We start from the raw sequence: 14,667 nt of genomic DNA on the forward strand, positions 1-14,667 counted from the left end.
ATAGGGTCAGAAGTCTTCTAGTATATGGCTTTGTTCTTAACATCTGTAGTTCATTTACCTGCAATCTGCTGTATGTCCCATTGAAACGCCCGTTGGTGAATTGATCGCCTCCGACGGCGTTTGAGCCTCCTCACTCTTGCCAAAGTCTTAATACTTACTTAATAATGTTGCGCTGTTATTGGTTAACATTTTGACTAGAACCAAGTACAAGCCGTAATCTTTCTTCCAAAGCAATCACTAGAAACATTGCGATAATGAATGCTGGAATTAACACACCGACTATGCCTAGATTAGCTTTAGGTTCTGAATCCTTACATTTTGACTTCGGCATTTTGTCAGTATGAAAGCAATTTCAGCAAATCCAAATACCATCTTCTTTCAAAACATCATCATGCTTTCCACACTTGAGATAATCCGCTCTTTTACCAAACTCTCTAGTATTTGAGTTGCCCAAATAACAGGAACATGAGCCGCTTCGCCAAGCCAGATAATTTCTTCTTTGATCTCTATTATGTTCAGAATATGTATAAAAATTGAGGAACTTGTGAGGACGGTTGCAAAGCAAGATCGTGTTTATCCATCCATCCCTAACAACTTGCTCATCAATTTCTGGTTCCACAACTAAAAATGGCTGAAACAATTGTTATAACAAGGTTTTACTTCACTCCATCAAAAAGGGTGTCAGTCGTAATGTTCCCATCTTCGATGTATGCTCCGGTGAGAGTTGCACCTGTAAAGTCTGTGCCGTCAAGTTGGGTTTGTACTAGCTGACTCTGGATAAGTCTGCATCTTATAAGTTGGCTCCGCTCAAGTCTGCACCAATAAAGCTGGCATCTCGGAGATTAGCTCCTTTGAGATTGATGCCACGTAGGTCTTGACGATCAAAACTTTGTTGATGCGATCGCTCTTGATTTGGAATTTATGCAACACCAAACTTTGTAAATATTAAGAAGTTTTTAGCCAGCCGATAAACTTACAGTTTTATTATTAAATAGTAAACAGCTAATAACTTAATTTATAGTTAACTAAAACTGAGTGCTGTTGTTGGTGTCACTGTAATTTACAGTAGTTTAAATTTTACTCCTTAGGTGCTGTGGCTAGAGATCTGGCGATCGCTTAATTAACTTAAGATAGTTCTTTTTTCATACTATTATGCTTCTAACCTCCTAGAAGTAACTGCCAGACTCTGCTCAAATAGTCTTTTTTTATTAATATTCCCATTACTATCTGGAGGCATTGCTATGTTCAATGAGCAAGCTTACTTGCAAGCATACCCTAAGGTCAAGGCAGCTGTTAATGCTGGCTTTTTTAGTTCAGGATTACAACACTATCAACAGTTTGGACAATCTGATCCGGAATACTTTGGCTTTTTTTTAGGAACCAATGCGAATGATACAATAACTGGCTTTGGTAACAACAAACTCATCGCTGGGCTTGGCTTGGAAGTGTTAGCAAATCCAGATACCGTTGCTGGAGTTGGTCAGATAGATACTCTAATTGGCACGCAAGGACGAGATGTTTTTCTCCTTGGCCATCCTACTTTAACTTCATTAGCCCCCACACCTAAACAATTTTATGTTGGTGGGGGTGATACAGATTATGCTCTGATTCAGAACTTTGACCAAGGCGATGACATTATTGTACTAAAAGGATCGCCACAGAACTACACTTCTCAAGTAGTAAACGGAAGTTTAAATATATCTACATCATCAGGAGATTTAGTTGGTATTGTCCAGGGGGTTCCTTTGTTGTTAAAGTTTTCCGGTGGTGTAATTGACCTTGCACAATTCGGCATTCCGTTTAATGCTGTTGGAGAGTTTTGTGTTTTCTTATAATTCGTTTATTAACTGGAAAGATTGGAACTGGTTGCTAGGCTTAGGGAGTTTGTTAATTATTGATGCTCCCATCTCAGGCTCTATAAATTGTGTTCTTGCTCAACTCATACCTGATGACACCTTAGGTGTTCAAGAAAATTCTGTTGTTAACCAGATCATTCCCTCAACACTGCTCACAATCAAGCGAGGAGCCAAGCGAGGAGCTAACATTTTACATAGTTTTAAGGAATTTAATATTGAGGCAAGACAAGGAGTTTATTTTGAGAAACTTGATGGCATTAATAATATTTTGATTCGAGTTACAGGGAATAATGGCTCTGAAATTAGAGGTAGACTGGGAGTATTAAACAATGCGAAGGCGAATCTATTTTTGATGAACCCCAATGGTATTCACTTTGGGCCAAATGCTAGCATGAATATTCAAGGTTCATTTGTAGGAACAACAGCAAATGCCATCAAGTTGGCTAATGGTGAAATTTTCAGTGCAAATCCTGTTGAGAAACTGCCATTTGGACTGTTGAATGTTAATCCTTCTGCATTTTTGTTCAATCAAATTGCTGCTCCAATTCAAAATAACTCATATCCTTTAAGTGTTAGCGGTAATCTCAATGTTGGCCCTAAACATAGTTTGCTGCTAATCGGTGACAACGTAAAAATAGATGGTGGCTCTTTGAATGCATTGGGAGGGCGAGTAGAGTTAGGAGGATTAGCACAAGAAGGGATAATTGATCTCAATATTAGTAATGACGATTTTAAACTAGATTTTCCGGCTAATATAACGCTAGCAGATGTGTTTCTCACCAATGGTGCTGAAGTGAATGTTGCCTCTGACGGTGGTGGGAATATTGCTATCAATGCTCAGAATATAAATATTTTAGAAAGAAGTAGTCTGCGTGCTGGCATTGCTCCACGTGAAAGAGCCAATAACGCTCAAGCAGGAGATCTTATGCTCAGTGCAGAAGGAGCATTAACAATAAAAAATAGCTCTGTTTACAATGCTGTTTTTGATAGCGGGAATGGCGGTAATTTAGTTGTTGAGACAGGGAAGTTAATAGTTGAAGATGGAATAGTAGCCACTGCTACTTTTTCTGATGGTCATGCTGGGGATCTGGTTGTGAACGTCGCTGACTCAATAGAACTAACTGGCAGTTCTTCATCAAATGCCACTGTTTTTGTTGATGTTCCTGTATTCTCTTCAAATATATCTTTTCCCGCTCCTATTGGCTTATTTTCTGCATCGATTGATGTTCGCAACATTGATATCAATATTGATCAATTGCCTCCAGGAAGTGAACTGCAATTACCAACAGGAGGTGGAAATGCTGGAAATTTATTGATTGATACTGGGCAATTACTTGTCTCCAATGGGGCCGTTATATCGGCAGGTACAACAACCAAAGGTAGCGCAGGAAATTTAACCGTGAATGCCAGAAATCTGATAGAACTTAGTGGCACTTCCGCTAATTATGCACCATCATATCTATTTTCTGTAGCGGGTCAGGTTCCTAGCGGATTGCGTAATGAAACTACTGGTTTCGGTTCAGGTGGCAAATTCACTCTTAATACTAGACAGTTGATTGTCCGTGATGGGGCATGGATAACATCTGGTACTGCTGGCGATAAACCAGGAGGGGAATTAACTATTAATGCTTCTGAGTCTGTAGAACTTACTGGCACTTCCTCAGAGAATTTTCCTAGCGTACTGGCTTCTGGAACACAGGGTTCTGGAAATAGCGGGAATTTGGCTATTAATACGAAAAAACTAATGGTCAGCAATGGAGGAATTATCTCGGCAGGTACTGCTGGCTCTGGTCAGGGAGGCGGCTTAATTATTAACGCCACTGATTCCGTAGAACTTGTTGGCACATCAAAACGAGGAGTAACGGACTCTCAAATCCAACAACTTTTGGGATATGGTGGAGCGTCAGTCTCTTACTTTGTAGAAAATCGTCCATTTCCTAGTGGTGTAATTTCTGGGACTTCCAATCAAGGAAATGCGGGAAACTTAGCTATTACAACTGGACGGTTATTAATAAAGGATGGAGCGCAAGCATCGGTTTCTACAATTAATACTGGTATTCAAAGCGGAAACGCAGGTTCCCTGACTGTAAATGCCAATTCTATAGAACTGGGTGGGACTTCGAGGGACAACCCTCAACCCAGCGACATTGTAGGTCGCAGCTTGTTGACAACTGCTGTCGGTGATGGCTCAAGCGGAAAGGGAGGTAATCTCACAGTTAATACTAACTTTTTAACTATTACTGATGGTGCTGCACTAACAGCTAGTTCTGCTGGGCAGGGAACTGCGGGAGACTTAAAAGTTGACGCTAAATCGAGAATATCCCTCAATAACGCCGGCAAAATTTCTGCTGACACTACAGGAGGCGGTGGAAATATAGATGTAAAATCGCCCTTAGTGTTACTCAGCAATCAAAGTTCTATCACCACTAATGCCCAAGGCTCTGGTATTCCTGGGGGCAATATCAAAATTAATACCGATTTTCTCATTGCGTTGCAAAATAGCGACATAAGTGCTAACTCTGCTAACTTTGAGGGCGGAAAAGTAGCAATCTATGCTGCCAATGGTATATTTGGCACACAACGCCGAATTATTGCATCTGATAGGACAAGTGACATTACTGCTACTGGAGGACGACCTGAGCTTAGTGGTACTGTAGAAATCAATACACCTGAGACTGACCCGGCTCAAGGATTAACCGAATTACCAACAGATCTAGTTGATGTTTCTCGACTGATTGAACAAGACTTCTGTCGCGTTGTCGGGAAGAATAGCGAATTTGTGGTGACGGGTCGCGGCGGTTTGCCCACCTCTCCTAACGAACCGCTGAGAGCTAATGCTCCTTGGGAAGATTTACGCTTAGTCCAAGAGAGTGAGTCAGTTTCGCCCCAACTCCCGCCAGCTTCCAGGAGAGAGCAACCAAATATCAAGGACAACCAACCACAAACAATTGTGGCAGCCCAAGGTTGGATAAAAGCACCGAATGGTGATGTGATGCTGACGGCAAACCCGGTTACAGCTACTCCCCAAGGGTTGTGGTTACATCCCCTAGACTGCCAAAGGTGGAAGCAAAGCAGTAGGAGTTAAAAAATGAAAGTGCTGATTCGGTTCGTGGCGATCGCTCTTTTAGGGCTACTCTTAAGTTTAGGTATCCACCCCCTAATCCCTGTCAGTGCTAAACCAGTAGCGCAACATCAAGAATTGGCGTTGATGCAAGTTGGTAAGCAACACTACGACGCTGGTCAGTTTTTAGCAGCATCTCAAATATGGCAACAAGCTGCACAAGAATATGAACAAGCAGGCGATCGCACTAATCAAGCTTTAGCCTTAAGCTTTGTCTCATTAGCTACACAACAACTAGGTCAATGGCAACAAGCTCAAGCAGCAATTGATACAAGTTTATCTCTACTAGACAATTCAGGTAAAGCAAGTGGTCGTATTCGCGCACAAGTATTAAACGCTCTGGCACGTCTGCAACTAATAGGCGGTAAAGCCCAACTAGGAAATGATGCTGCTCAAGAAGCTCTTAAAACTTGGCAAGCAGCAGAGACTCTTTACAGAGAAGCAGGCGACTCTGTTGGTGTCATGGGTAGTCAGATTAATCAAGCCCAAGCACTACAAACTTTGGGGCTTTATCGTCAAGCTAGAAAATTATTGACGCAAATTAGTCAAAGCTTAGAACAATCTTCAGACTCTCGTTTGAAGATTACTGGTCTACGCACCTTAAGCGATATCTTTCAACAAACAGGAGAGTTAGAAGCCTCGCAAAAGATGCTGGTGCAGGCTTTAGCAATTGCCGAAAAATTAGAATTACACCAAGACAAGACCATAACTTTGCTGAGTTTAGGAAATACAGCGCGTGTCCGAAAGCAAACTCAAAAGGCTCTGGAATATTATCAACAAACAGAAACAGTTGCAGCGAATAAATTTCCCCAGTTGAGGATGCAAGCACAACTAAATCGGTTGAGCTTACTAATTGAAACTCAGCAGTGGGAACAGGCTCAGAAATTAGGATTGCAAATTCCCAAACCTTTAACGATTTTGCCTCCTGGTCGCTCTACTATGAACGCCCAAGTCAACTTAGCGAAAAATCTGATTTGTCTGCAACTCCGACGCAATACACCGATTTGCCCTTTACCAGCAGACAAAGAAAATCAGATTTCACAAGCTAAAACTTTAAATGAGTCATCCAACTCAATCATTATTAGTTTGTTGAATACCGCAGTGCAACAAGCCGAAAATCTCCAAGACAGCCGCACCCAGTCTTATGCTTTGGGAAATCTGGGTCAGTTTTATGAACAGCGAGGCGAATGGCAACAAGCAAAAGAATATACAACCAAAGCTCTCAATTTGTCCCAACAGATTCAAGCAGCTGATATCAGCTACCAATGGCAGTGGCAGTTAGGACGGCTACTCAAACAAGAAAATGATATTACAGGAGCCATCGCGGCTTACTCCCAAGCTGTGAAATCTCTGCAATCGCTCCGCAGTGATTTAGTTACCCTCAACCCTGATATTCAATTTGGCTTTCGAGAGCAGGTAGAACCAGTTTATCGAGAGTTAGTTAATTTACTCTTACAAGCCGAGACACCTAACCAAGAAAATCTCAAGCAAGCCCGCGAAGCTATTGAAGCACTACAACTAGCTGAACTCGACAACTTCTTTCGGGATGCTTGCGCCCAAGCCAAACCAGAACAGCTTGATCAGATTGTAGACAGTGCTGCTACTCCAACAGCCGTCTTTTACGGAATTGTTTTGTCTGACCGCTTGGAGTTCGTTCTCAAGTTACCTAAACAATCTCAGTTACTCCATTACAGAACTTTAGTTTCTCAAGCAGAGGTCGAAAGTACCTTAAAACAACTGCAACAGAGGCTAACTCAGCCTAAACCTTCAAAAGAACTGCCGCAATTATCTCAGAAAGTATATAACTGGCTGCTACGCCAAGCTGAACCTGATTTAGCTAACAACAGTATTGATACCTTAGTATTCGTATTAGATTTTTCTTTGCAGAATATTCCCCTGGCTGTTCTTGATGACGGTAAACAATATTTAGTTCAGAAATATGCGTTGGCTCTCAGCCCTGGTTTACAGCTAATCGAATCTCGACCTTTGACGCAGATTAAGCTCAACGTCTTGACAGCAGGCATCAGTGAAAGACGTTATGTTGAAGGTAAGAATTTTGACTCTCTAAATCAAGTGCCGATTGAACTTGATCAAATTCAAGCTGAAGTATCCAGAAGTAAGAAACTGCTGAACTCTGATTTAAGCACCGCCAACTTAAGAAAGGCGGTTGAGTCGGTTCCATTTTCTGTGATTCACCTGGCTACTCACGGTAATTTCAGTTCTAACCCCGACGAAACCTTTGTTTTACTGTGGGATCGCTTGTTAGAAGCCAAGAATTTCGATCAATTGCTGAGAAGTGGCGATCGCATCAATGCACGAGCAATTGAATTATTGACGCTCAGTGCTTGCGAAACCGCCACTGGTGACAAACGAGCAACATTAGGTTTAGCAGGAATTGCTGTCCGAGCAGGTGCGCGTAGTACTCTAGCGACTCTGTGGCAAGTCAAAGATGATTCTACTGCTGCATTTGCTATTCAATTTTATAAAGTTTTACAGAATGACAAATTAACAAAAGCCCAAGCACTACGGCAAGCTCAACTGTATCTGATGGAAAAGCATCCTAATACTAATTATCGGCTACCTTATTACTGGGCGCCCTTCGTTTTAGTAGGTAATTGGTTATAGTTTTCGGTTCTTCATGGCGCAAGAGTACAGCAATTAGAAATAGGTTTGTTTGTCAACTCTTCTAAGCCTGCATCTCGCAGCAATTTTTGCCAATCAGTTATGAAATTGTCTGCTTGTTGAAGGCTATGCTGCATTTGAGCTAATTCAGTTATAGCGTCATACCAAATCCCATTCTCGGCATACCACATAACTCGCTCTCGCTGTGATGATTGCTGCCCAACAGAAGAAATATTGTTCAATTTGGCTCTTTGAATCCAGCCATTGACATCGACTGATTGAATTTGATTATTGCAATTGATGTCGAGAGATAAATACCAATGATAATTTTTGTCTGACTCTACTTTAACTGTCGCTGGTAACTTCAAAGAGATAATTCCTGGCGTTTCTGTGACAGTAAAAGTTCCTTGATAAATTTGCTGGTAATTTCTGGGGTTACGGTCAGTTTCGTCCCATAATTCCAATTCACCTGCCTTGATATCTTTAGGCAGATAAGGAACATAAAACCAGAAAACAGGAGAGGTTGCAACGGTCAATCCCCAAATATTACTAATTTCTGGCTCTGATTCCACAGGAACTAAAGCTAACAGACGTTCATTGATTTCCAAGGCAGAGCAACTATGTCCATCACGAGTTCCGCCGCCTTTTCGGTTTCCGGGTGCGCCTCTGGGTGAAAGTGGCGGTCGCTTAAACTGTATTGGGGGAGGAGTTGAGGGTTGTGGCTGGGAATTTTGTGGAACAGAGGACGGAACAGCCGGACGTGCATCTACAACCGTTTTTGGGTTGTCTAGAGAAAGATGAGCGGCTCCCTTACTGGTAGTCAAAGCAATAAGTGCTAAGGTACTTAGTAAAGTTAGTTTTATCTGCCAGCAAAAAAACTTTTTCTTAGCCATAATTTCCTTCCTAAACTTGATTGTTGCTGCGTTTTAAATTGGTTGTCATCCCCCAGGCGATCGCCAAAGCAAGTACTGATGGAATCAGTGGCGCACAAATACCGCTCACAAACAAGCTAAAGCAACCGCTACCAAGAATTACAATGCCTGTGGCGATCGCAATTCGGCGATATACCAGCGAGTGAAACCCCCAAACGCATAAACCCCCTACTATTGACCAACTCCAAATCCAAACAGCATCTAAGCCCTGGGGCCAAAACCGTAGTAAAGGACGTTCTTGTTTAGCTAGACTCAGCATTTGACTCACCATTTGAGCGTGAATCACAATCCCAGGCATTTCTTTTTCCAGTTCTTTACTAAAGGGAGTCAAGAAGTGATCGCCAACTGATGAGGCTGTAACACCAATCAAAACAATACGATCTTTCACCCACTGCGATTTCAACTGGTTGTTCAGAACTTCTTGTAGTGTTACTTCCCTAGCGGCTTTTTGAAAGGAACGGTAACTGAGTAAAACTTGATGACCACGAGAGTCAATATTATGATAAAAACCAGTATGCCTTTCCAAGGGCAGGAAAACTGTAGAGCCAAGCTTTAAGTTGCCTTCTGATGTTGCTTCTGGTTGAATGCCCTCAAAATAGAGATATCGAAAGGCCAATTCAGCACTAAAGGCCTGAGATGTCTGGCAAAGGGAGTTACCTGGATTTAAATGAAATAAATAACGACGGATTATGCCGTCAGGATCAACTACCAAATCGCTAAAGCCGATATTGGCTGGTGGACTAGCCGCAGGGGCTGCAACTCCAAATTTGCCCTCATCTTTAGCTTCCGGTTGGCTGACTTCACAGATTGCTACGAGGCGCGAGTTTTTCTTGAGGTGCGCGGCTAGCTCACGGTGTCCGGGTTCGACTGGTAAATCGCGGTAGATATCCAAGCCAATAGCTCTTGGTTGATAACCCTGAAGTTTTTCTATTGCCTGCAAAATTATGCGATCGCTCAGGGGATACTGGCGTTGCTGGATATCTTTTTCGGTGACTTTGACAATCAAAAGCCGTTCATCACTTCCTTGATCGGGTTGCAGGCGAGTCATTTGGTCAAAAGCCCACAGTTCCATTGACTGAAGTCCGCCTAACAACCGTACTGCCATGACTAAGCCAGTAGCTACCAAACTCTTCATCAAGATATGTGGCAGATGCTGCCAATCAAGCTGATGTTGGGCGTGCCATTTAAGCTTCGGCCGTAAATCCTGCCAAGTTGGCGGTACCTCAGAGGGATTTTGGTAAATCATTGGTAACCAGGTAGCCCCTGGTAAATCGGTAAATTCCTCTAAACGTTCTTGGGCGTGGCGCACCGCAGTACATAAAGGTTGTCCGGCTGCATATTGCAGGAGGAATTCTTTCAAAAAAGATTGAGCAACTTGATCTGGAACTATCTCCTGCATGACGATGATAATGGGGACGTGTAAATGGGCTAACTGTTGCGCTAGTCCCAATCCTTCACAAGAGTTAAAAATGGCAATTTTTAATCCATGTTGAATTGCTTCGCTTAAAGCGTATTTAAATTGATCAGTTTCAATAGTTTCTGTTTCACTAAGACTAATTCGACCCCTTTGTTCTACCGTCTGGCTGTGTCCAGCAAAAAAGAAGATATCCCAGCCCTTGGGCTGTCTCAGTTGAGCAATTAACTCTCTTGCCGACGGCTGATAACAAAAAACTGACTCTGTTTGCGCTAGATTTTGAATTGCATGGCGATCGCCTTCTAAATCCAGATTGCGGTGATCTCCAAAAATAGCTAGCAACCGGATGCGATCGCTTTGAGTTTGATGTTTAGTATTCTCCCTGATTTCATACTCTACCGGACTATAGCTAATGCCAACATTGGGATAATCTGACAGCAAATCCCAGGTATGCCAAGGTAATTTCCAGAGGATTGGCTCTTTGGCTTTAATTGCTAACCGCAGAGTGTCAGGCCTAATAGCTAGCTCTTTGCTTAATCGTTCTCTAATTTTTTGCCAACCCGGTTCGCCTGACGATTGCAGCCATTGATTCAAGTTAAACTCTACTTGTCGCAGCCGTTGCCAACAGTCGTCCGCAATCTCTCTAGTGGCACGATTTGTCGGCAAGCTTTCTTCAATCTCCCAACCATGATTACGGGTGAGCTTGGTTAAATCCCGAAAGGCTTGTTGCCATAAAAGATACAACCCTTCAATCTCTGTATTAGCTCTGAGCTTACCTTCAATTTCTCCCAAAGGAGAACCGCCATCTTCCCTCAGTTCTAGCGATACTTCAAACCCTTGGCGAAAGTTTCCCTTACCGATTTTTAGAACTGCTACCCTGCCCATAATTTTTTCTCGCGCAAAGGTGCAAAGAAGAACAGAATGATCTCGTTGTATATATAGCAGATTGCTGGCGAATAAAGTACCAATTTTAATAACAAAGCCATAAAACAAAGGCTTTCAACCCTGTTCATTGCTGTAGATTAAGCAAGAAAATACTCGCTCACACTTGCCTCATTTAGTGCCACTCTCACCTGAAATTGAGTTCCTGGTGGCGGACTAAAGCCCAACTGGAGGATTTTATCTTTCCCTTGACCTTGCTCATCGCTTCTTGTTTGAGCTTGCAAGCGCGTTTCTCCATCAGCAATCACACTCAGTGTCAGATGGGGTGGCAGCTTATCTTCTGGGCTGATGGGCTGCACTAGCAATCGCACTCCAATTTTTTCCTCTTTTTTGGGTCTGATTGTCACAATTAGTGCCACTTGGCAATCTCCCAACTGCATCCCCAAGTCAATTAACCTAGCTTTGCTGACACCCGCTTCGGGATGGTCAGGAGCGATTTTACCTAAGCTTAAAGCGGCTTCCCAACGGGTTTCTTCATCTTTAGCAGTGTGTAACAATTGAGTTAACGCCTCAATAGCTGCTGGATGTCCCATCCCGATTTGTCCTAAAACCCCGGCTGCTTGACAGCGTTCCTTTTCGGGTCGGTCGGATTGCAGCAGGCGAATCAATGCCGCGATCGCTTCCGGCGAAACTGTCTGGTCTGGATTTTCTGCACTGCGAACTGCACCCAATTCTAGAGGTATTAAAAGTGTTTCGACAGCTTGCCAAATTTCTTCTATTACTCTGTCAGCTTTCTGTAACCACTGCCGCAAGTCCATGACTGCTACAGTTGCCGTTAACCCTAGACGCTGGTTGTATAATTGCTGTCGCCACTGTTCGTTTGTTAATAATGCTGCCCACTCCTCAAAAGGCACTGCCAGTCTCGGTGAGTATATTTCCGGTTTACTGAGTTGCGCTAATAATTCCTGAGCTACTGTTGCAGGTAATTGCTGCGGCACTTCTTCTGCTTGGGGACTTGTGTCTGGCTGGGGAGCGAGTAGCATTTGTGTGAGGTCTTCAGCCAGGACTTTTTGATTAAGATAGTAAGAGCGATCGCCCTCATCATATATGCCCAGACTTTTGAGTTTTTCATAGGTAGCGTATCCCCACACCCGCAGCCAAGATTGCTCTTGTTCACCTAAATTGATTTGGACAGCGAGATAATAATCTTTTCTCCAGCTAGGAATATCAACCCACTCACGGGGAACAGCAAATTCTTCTAAATCGCTGGTTTCGCTAGGAATCAATACTAATCGGAGTCCTTGCCACTCAATTGGAGTGCCGTTCACCACATCCCAAAGCGAGTTCCAGGTATTTGCAGAAAAAATCCTGTGATTAACATCTTTAGCTTCATTGGCTTCTGCTAACCAAGCTTCCAGCCAGGGAATAAAAGTTTTTAAGCATAAATAATTTAGGTAAGCTTGACAGCGAGCGGCGGCATTGGCATGAGGTTGGGATTGTTGCCAAGCTTCTAGTTGAAGCTCTTGGGATAAGTTCAACCAGAGTTGGTTAGGGTAAACAGTAGCAAGTTTTCGCAATTTCAGCATTTTTCGACCTTAATTTCTCTGGATTTCTAAGTACAGCAAATCTTGTGACAGCCAATCCTCAACAATTTCCCCAACTTGTTGCGTTTCTTTCTCTAGGGAAAGTCCAAAATGATTTTCAATCCACCACAGAAAGGAACGCTGCAACTGCTGTTTAGCCATAGCTAGGGTTTGCCAGGCCTGAGAGTTAGTTTTAATGTCTTGCTTTTGACTATATCTTAGGCAAAGAATTTCTTTTTGCTGTGACCCTAATTGCTCAAAAGACTTTAATAATCCTGATTGAATCAGATTTTGATAATAGTTTTTGAGCCATAATTTGACATAATTACTTTGCCATTGGTTAAGTAAATTGGATAAGTTTTTTTCTAATTGGTTTTGAGCTAAACCCAGTTTTTTTTGTACTTCTTCTTGGCTAGTAGGTTGTGCTTGGCTAAGAGTGCGAGTTAACTCAATGAGTCCCAGTTTTTGACCATAGCTAAGTTTGAGAATTTGCTGAGATTGGGCATCTAAAGCGGCGATCGCTGCAATTAATTGAGCTTCAATAGGATTAGCCGAGTTAAGATAGGTAAATTTTTCGTTTAAAAACGTTTTAACATCAGTCCTGAGATTAATTCGCTCACTTGTTAACGCCTGAAACTTTTCTAGTAACGGTACTTCCACATTTTTGGAGATGTAGCGCGAAATTGTTCCCTGATGAACTCCAATCTTACTGCTTAACTGTTCTTGGGTTAAAAGTGCCAATCGATGGGGATAGCACAAAGGCATTACAGCCAAGCGATAGGATTTAGGAATTTGGCTACGAGCTTTATCTAAATTTTGCTCAATAATCTCCAGTTCGCCTTTTAAAGCTAGGTCTATGGCTGGTAAAGACTCAGTTTGTGTTTCATTTTGGTCTATATCTTCAGCGTCAAAGCTTGTTTCATCAGGCTGCTGGTTAATATCAGCATCGTAAGGCACTTCCAAGATTTGAGAAGATTGCTGTAAAGCATGAATACAAATATTCATCCATTTTTGAATCGTTGCAGGTGCTACATCTGTACCGACAGCTACTTGCACAGGTGCGCCTAGCTGAAATCTTTGGGAGTTGTAATCTTTAGCCGTTTGGGCAAAATCAGCCAATTCCGGCTCTGGCCATTTTCCTCCTTCTCTTCTATCTGGATGATAAACTCGGTTGTTTTTATAAATAGGAATAAAATATCGCCAAGCAAAAAGATATTGAGAAATTTCCGGTTCTTTTGTACCAGCTTTATTTAACGCGGCTCTGAGCCGTTCTGCGGCTTTTTGAAATTTTCTCTGGCTATTGATCTCAACATTACATAATAGATGCCATCTCGATTCTGAATTTCTATAGTCACGAATTACATTTCGCAGTATCCCTACCATATAGGTTTTGAGACTTGCTCCACCATAGCCATTAGTTTGATACTTACTGAGATATTGCTGCAATTTCTCACGATTACAAAGGTGTTCGTTAGTCAGAGCATACAAATTTTCTGCATCAGTAGCATAAAACGGCAGATGGCACCAATTTCTCCAAATTAGATAACAGCGATCGCGATCGAAGTAAGCTAATAAGTGCAAGTGAGCCAAGCGTTTTTCAGTTTCTGGTCGGGAATCGTCATTGAGAATTTCTCCAAAATAATGCACATAGTCGTTATCATTCCATTTGGGATGCAAGTGAACCAGCTTTTCCATTCTCTCCCGCAAGCGATTTTGAATTAGCCGTTTGAAGGGAGGATGACCGCCAGTTTGGGTGAAGTTGTACAAAGTCCAGAATTGATCGCTCATTTGCAGAGATTGTCCGCTCAATGTTAGTGTCTTACCTATCGAGAGCGAGAAACCAGGTTGACAAAACCAGATTTAGAAGAACTTGATCTGATTCTTTAGTTTTATTGTGAACCAATAAACGATAACTTTCTCTTTATATATTGTAAGAACCACTAAACTCTTTTGCTCAATTCTACCTTTGAGGTTGTTTTTGCTAATAAAGCTTTTACAAATTGACAATCAATTCGATACATTAGTTTTACCCCTTTTATCTGATTATTGGGGTGGCGATCGCCTTTTTATGCACTGTTCTTGAAAAACTTGCACAGTCAACAGGCAAACAGCAGTTTTCTTAAGTTTTATTACTTCACACATAATAGCTAGAACCTAATCAGAACAAGGATTCAGCTAATTTAATCGGGCAGATTCACAATTTTTGCCTAGGGTCAAGTGCATAAATCAAACAAGACCACTCCATTAACTCTGATGA

The 14,667-nt window shown here is 42.2% G+C and carries 10 protein-coding genes; 3 read left to right on the top strand and 7 right to left on the bottom strand.

Features of this window, described 5'->3' with window-relative positions; all coding sequences use genetic code 11:
* Window positions 1-175: 175 nt before the first annotated feature.
* The 3 genes from H6G76_RS21370 to H6G76_RS38270 form a co-directional block, all read right to left on the bottom strand.
* The gene (locus tag H6G76_RS21370) at window positions 176-331 is read right to left on the bottom strand and encodes a hypothetical protein (RefSeq protein WP_190705202.1); all 156 of its coding nucleotides are present in this window, start codon (window positions 329-331) and stop codon (window positions 176-178) included.
* Between the two features lie 325 nt (window positions 332-656).
* Entirely contained in the window at window positions 657-794 is a 138-nt protein-coding gene (locus H6G76_RS38265; protein ID WP_397333981.1) for a pentapeptide repeat-containing protein, read from the bottom strand.
* Window positions 791-919, bottom strand: a complete 129-nt coding sequence (locus tag H6G76_RS38270) for a pentapeptide repeat-containing protein (RefSeq protein WP_397333982.1) — start codon at window positions 917-919, stop codon at window positions 791-793. The genes H6G76_RS38265 and H6G76_RS38270 overlap by 4 nt, the downstream gene beginning before the upstream one ends.
* Before the next feature lie 322 nt (window positions 920-1,241).
* On the opposite strand from H6G76_RS38270, the gene H6G76_RS21380 reads away from it, so the two are divergent.
* Genes H6G76_RS21380 through H6G76_RS21390 form a run of 3 tightly spaced genes read left to right on the top strand, consistent with a single transcriptional unit; the run spans window position 1,242 to window position 7,602 of the window.
* Window positions 1,242-1,835, top strand: coding sequence for a hypothetical protein (locus H6G76_RS21380; RefSeq protein ID WP_190705204.1), 594 nt, complete (start codon window positions 1,242-1,244; stop codon window positions 1,833-1,835).
* Window positions 1,822-4,941, top strand: coding sequence for an S-layer family protein (locus tag H6G76_RS21385; RefSeq protein ID WP_190705207.1), 3,120 nt, complete (start codon window positions 1,822-1,824; stop codon window positions 4,939-4,941). Before H6G76_RS21380 ends, H6G76_RS21385 begins: the two co-directional genes overlap by 14 nt.
* Before the next feature lie 3 nt (window positions 4,942-4,944).
* Window positions 4,945-7,602, top strand: a complete 2,658-nt coding sequence (locus tag H6G76_RS21390) for a CHAT domain-containing protein (RefSeq protein ID WP_190705210.1) — start codon at window positions 4,945-4,947, stop codon at window positions 7,600-7,602.
* A gap of 11 nt (window positions 7,603-7,613) precedes the next feature.
* Here H6G76_RS21390 and H6G76_RS21395 read toward each other — a convergent pair whose 3' ends face one another.
* The 4 genes from H6G76_RS21395 to H6G76_RS21410 all read right to left on the bottom strand — a co-directional run bounded on the left by H6G76_RS21395 (window position 7,614) and on the right by H6G76_RS21410 (window position 14,198).
* Entirely contained in the window at window positions 7,614-8,492 is an 879-nt protein-coding gene (locus tag H6G76_RS21395) for a DUF928 domain-containing protein (RefSeq protein ID WP_190705213.1), read from the bottom strand.
* A 10-nt stretch (window positions 8,493-8,502) separates the two neighbouring features.
* Entirely contained in the window at window positions 8,503-10,830 is a 2,328-nt protein-coding gene (locus H6G76_RS21400; protein WP_190705216.1) for a CHASE2 domain-containing protein, read from the bottom strand.
* A 137-nt stretch (window positions 10,831-10,967) separates the two neighbouring features.
* Window positions 10,968-12,413 (bottom strand): DUF1822 family protein, encoded by a 1,446-nt coding sequence (locus H6G76_RS21405; protein ID WP_190705219.1) that lies wholly within the window; start codon window positions 12,411-12,413, stop codon window positions 10,968-10,970.
* Between the two features lie 9 nt (window positions 12,414-12,422).
* Window positions 12,423-14,198 (bottom strand): helix-turn-helix transcriptional regulator, encoded by a 1,776-nt coding sequence (locus H6G76_RS21410; protein WP_190705221.1) that lies wholly within the window; start codon window positions 14,196-14,198, stop codon window positions 12,423-12,425.
* Window positions 14,199-14,667 lie beyond the last annotated feature (469 nt).

The organism is Nostoc sp. FACHB-152 (assembly GCF_014697475.1).
In the GTDB taxonomy this organism is placed as follows: domain Bacteria; phylum Cyanobacteriota; class Cyanobacteriia; order Cyanobacteriales; family Nostocaceae; genus Nostoc_B.